Source organism: Acinetobacter sp. SK-43 (assembly GCF_015351505.1).
GTDB lineage: Bacteria > Pseudomonadota > Gammaproteobacteria > Pseudomonadales > Moraxellaceae > Acinetobacter > Acinetobacter junii.
In genome coordinates this window covers 1-4,109 of the sequence record NZ_JADKPY010000091.1, presented here as the reverse complement: position 1 = coordinate 4,109, position 4,109 = coordinate 1, and the positions used below count along the sequence as shown (strand labels likewise).

2 protein-coding genes are annotated in these 4,109 nt (G+C 42.6%); both read left to right on the top strand.

The window, feature by feature from the left end; translation table 11 throughout:
• The first annotated feature begins 58 nt into the window (after window positions 1–58).
• Window positions 59–3,343 (top strand): type I restriction endonuclease subunit R, encoded by a 3,285-nt coding sequence (locus IRT38_RS17300; RefSeq protein WP_194598340.1) that lies wholly within the window; start codon window positions 59–61, stop codon window positions 3,341–3,343.
• 12 nt (window positions 3,344–3,355) lie between these two features.
• Window positions 3,356–4,109, top strand: a 754-nt coding sequence (locus tag IRT38_RS17295) for an ISL3 family transposase (protein ID WP_194598339.1), incomplete at its 3' end; no start/stop codon positions are given.

The following is a 4,109-nucleotide window of genomic DNA, read 5'->3' as shown; positions in this document are numbered from 1 at the left end:
CATCAAGACCCGTTTTGGCAACACGCATTACAACAAAATGAAGAATAAGGGGAATCACATGAATATATTGGCAGACAAAGCCCATTATGAAAGCCACTTGGAAGTCTATATTGTGCAAAAACTGCAAGCGCAAGGTTGGGTGGTTGGGCAAAGTAAAAATTATCATACCGAATATGCACTCTATCCCGAAGATTTAATCACATGGATTCAAGCGACACAGCCTGAAAAGTGGGAAAAACTGCAAGCACTGAATGGTAGTAATACCGAAAAACGCATCATCGACCGCTTGGATGATGAACTGAATAAGAAAGGCACAATCCATATCTTTCGGAATGGCTTTAGCATGGCTGGCGCAGGCACAATCGACCTCAGTGAAAGCGCACCCGAAGATGGACGCAATCAAGCTGTCATTGACCGCTACAACGCCAATATCCTACGTGTTGTTCCACAACTCAAATATCATCCATCCAAAGATGCAGGCATTTTGGACCTTGTATTCTTTATTAATGGTTTGCCAATGGCAACGGTGGAAATTAAGACTGAGTTTAACCAGTCTTTAGAAGATGCCATTGAACAGTATAAAAATGACCGTAAGCCGATAGACCCTAAAACAAGACGTAAAGAGCCATTGCTGACACCTAAGCGTGGTGCAATTGTGCATTTTGCCTTGTCTGAATCTGAAATTGCCATGACCACGGCTTTAGATGGTGAAAGCACCTATTTCTTGCCGTTTAACAAAGGTAACGAGGGACATGCAGGCAATCCCCCTGCGGATGTGGCTAAAGGTGAAGATTATCCAGTAGCTTACTTTTGGGATTATGTCTGCCAACGTGATAATTGGCTGAAAATTTTCCATAACTTTGTCTATGTGGAAAAGAAAAACAAAGTCGATCTATATGGTAATTGGACGGTACAGGAACGCCTGATTTTCCCGCGTTACCATCAGTTTGATGCGGTGAATAAAATCATTGCCGATGTGCAAGAAAAAGGCGTAGGACTGAATTATCTATGTGAACATAGCGCAGGGTCAGGTAAAACATCGACAATCTCTTGGGTGTGTCATTCACTGGTGCGTTTGCGTCACAATGACGGTACACCGTTTTATAACTCCGTCATTGTGGTGACAGACAGAACGGTACTGGATGACCAGTTACAGGAAGCCATTCAACAATTAGACCATCAGAAAGGCTTAATTGCTGCAATTAATCGTGATGACAAAGAACATGCAGGCAAATCGAAAAGCAAACAGCTTGAAGATGCACTGTTGTCCAATAAACAGATCATTATTGTGACCATTCAGACTTTCCCGCATGTGATGGAAGCGATTCTGACCAATACCAGTTTAAGCGACCGTAACTACGGTATCGTGATTGATGAAGCACATACCTCGCAAACAGGCTCAACGGCATCTAAACTACAAGCGACATTGGCATTGCAGTCGGGCGAAGCAATGGCGAATCTGACTGTTGAGGAACTACTTGAGCAGATTCAAAAAGCGCGTGTACAGTCCAAAAACATCAGTCACTTTGCCTTTACTGCAACTCCAAAACACTCGACTAAAATGCTGTTTGGTCGTACCAAAAATGGCGAGCCTGCCAGTGATGATAATTTGCCTGAATCGTTTCACCTGTACCCACAACGCCAAGCCATTGACGAAGGCTTTATTTTAGATGTATTGCAAGGCTATGTGCCGTACAAGACAGCTTTTAAGCTCGGTGGTGATGCAGTTGATGATGATAAACGAGTCAACTCTAAAGCAGCAAAGAAAGCCTTAGCCCGTTGGATGGCTTTACATGCCACCAACGTCACACAAAAGGTGCAGTTTATTATTCAGCATTTCCACCACAATGTTGCCAATTTGCTTAATGGTCAAGCCAAAGCCATGATCGTGACCAGTTCACGCCCTGCGGCAGCACGTTATAAAATTGCCTTGGAAAAATATATTGAAGATAACCCTGAATACAGTGCCTACCGTGTCTTGGTGGCATTCTCAGGCAAACTTACGGGCAAACAGATCAGCCATGAAGCAGATGGTGATACAGAAAATGGGGTGCTATTTCGAGTTGGTGAAGATGTTGAATTTACCGAAGCCAATATGAATGCCGATGCACCTAATTCTGATTTACGCATCGCATTTGACCGCCCTGAATATCGCTTAATGGTAGTGGCGAATAAATTCCAAACAGGCTTTGACCAACCTAAACTCTGCGCCATGTACCTTGATAAAGTCATTGCCAATGAAGTTGAAGTGGTACAAACCTTGTCACGCTTAAACCGTACCACCACAGGCAAAGATCAAACCTTTGTAATTGACTTTGTAAATGACCCTGAATGGATTTTAAAGTGCTTCAAAAAGTACGACAACGGGGCAAAAATGGTGGATGTGCAAGACCCGAATGTGGTTTATACCATCAAAGACAATATTGAAGAACTTGATCTGATTACCGAAGATGATTTGGAGGAGTTTAAAGCAGCTCGTTTTAAAACTATCCGCGATATTAGTAATCATGATTTCAAAGAAACCACACATCCCGACCTGTTTAAAGCAACCGATCGTGTCGCCCGCCTGTTTAACCAAAAACTGAAAATGCTCAAACAGGCGATTGAGCTACAAGAAATAGCGTTCGATCAGGCTAAAGCAGATGGTAATGATGAAGGTGCGGAAAAAGCGGAATTTGAACGCAAGCAATTGGACGTAGAATTACAAACCTTGATGCGCTTTAAGGGCAATTTGGATAAGTTTAGCCGTATTTATTCCTATGTAGCACAGCTTATTGACTTTGGTGACCCTGAACTTGAAAACTTCTCGGCATTTACCAAGCTCTTATCCAAACGATTAAATGGTATGTCTGCTAAAGAAATTGATATTTCAGGCTTGGTATTGACTGGCTTTGGCATCTTTAAAAAGAAACTTAAAACCGATGATACAGACCATCCTGAAGCGGATGAACCCCAACCTTTAGTTCCGATCCAAGGTACAGCCAATGGCGATGTACAGCCAACCAAAATGACTTATCTCAAAGAAGTGATCGAGCTGATTGCACAAACCTTTGGGGATATTTCTACCCGTGAAGAACAGGTGGTGTACATCAATCATTTAGTAACCATTCTACGAAATAACGATGTAGTGATGGCTCAGATTGAAAATAATCCTGAATCCACAGCCTTGCAAGGTAATTTGCCATCGGCAACGAAAGGCGCAATTATTCAAGCACTGACCTCACATCAAGACTTATCAGCATTGTTGCTCAAGACCGATGCACAAGCGATGCAGAATGTGATCAAGGTGCTGTATAAATTGCTTAAAGATGGTGAAACCATTGATGTGCATCGTCTAACATAACGGAGTATTGGAATGATTGATATTCTGCAACTGGAAGGTGTACAGCCGATAGATTACCGTAATGAAGATGGCTGTATTATGATTACCGTACAGCTAAGCGGTGAGCATTTGGAAACATGCCCTGAATGCGGTGGACGCTTATATAAGCACGGTCAGCGTATCAATCATTTTGCTGATACCCCCTTGCAGATGCAACCAGTAAAAATTGAGGTGATACGAACACGCTATCGCTGTTCTGAATGCAAAAGCATGATAACCCCTCAACTCAGCTTCTTAGATGAAAAACGCAGAGCGACCCATCGGCTGATTCAGCAAGTACGCAAGCGTTGCTTAGATCGAACCTTTACGCAGCTTGCCGAAGATACGGGTGTAGTCGTGAACACCATTAAAAACATTACGCTCGATTTCGTGGAGGAATTAGAACGAGATATTAAGTTTGAAACTCCAACGATTATGGGGATTGATGAACTTAAATTAATGGGAACATATCGCTGTGTCATAACCAACCTTGCGATGAACAGCTTGTATGACATGCTACCTGAAAGGACTCAGGAAATACTCATGCCATACTTCGCCAAACTGCCTGATGCAGACAAAGTAGAATGGATTTGCAGTGATATGTGGCGACCCTTCAAAAAATCATTTCGTCTGCATCTACCCAATGCCAAGTTGGTCATTGATAAATTTCATGTAGTGAGAATGGCAAGTGAAGCTTTAGACACTGAACGTAAAGCTTTACAAAGTAGTTTGGATCGTGATGCCCGAC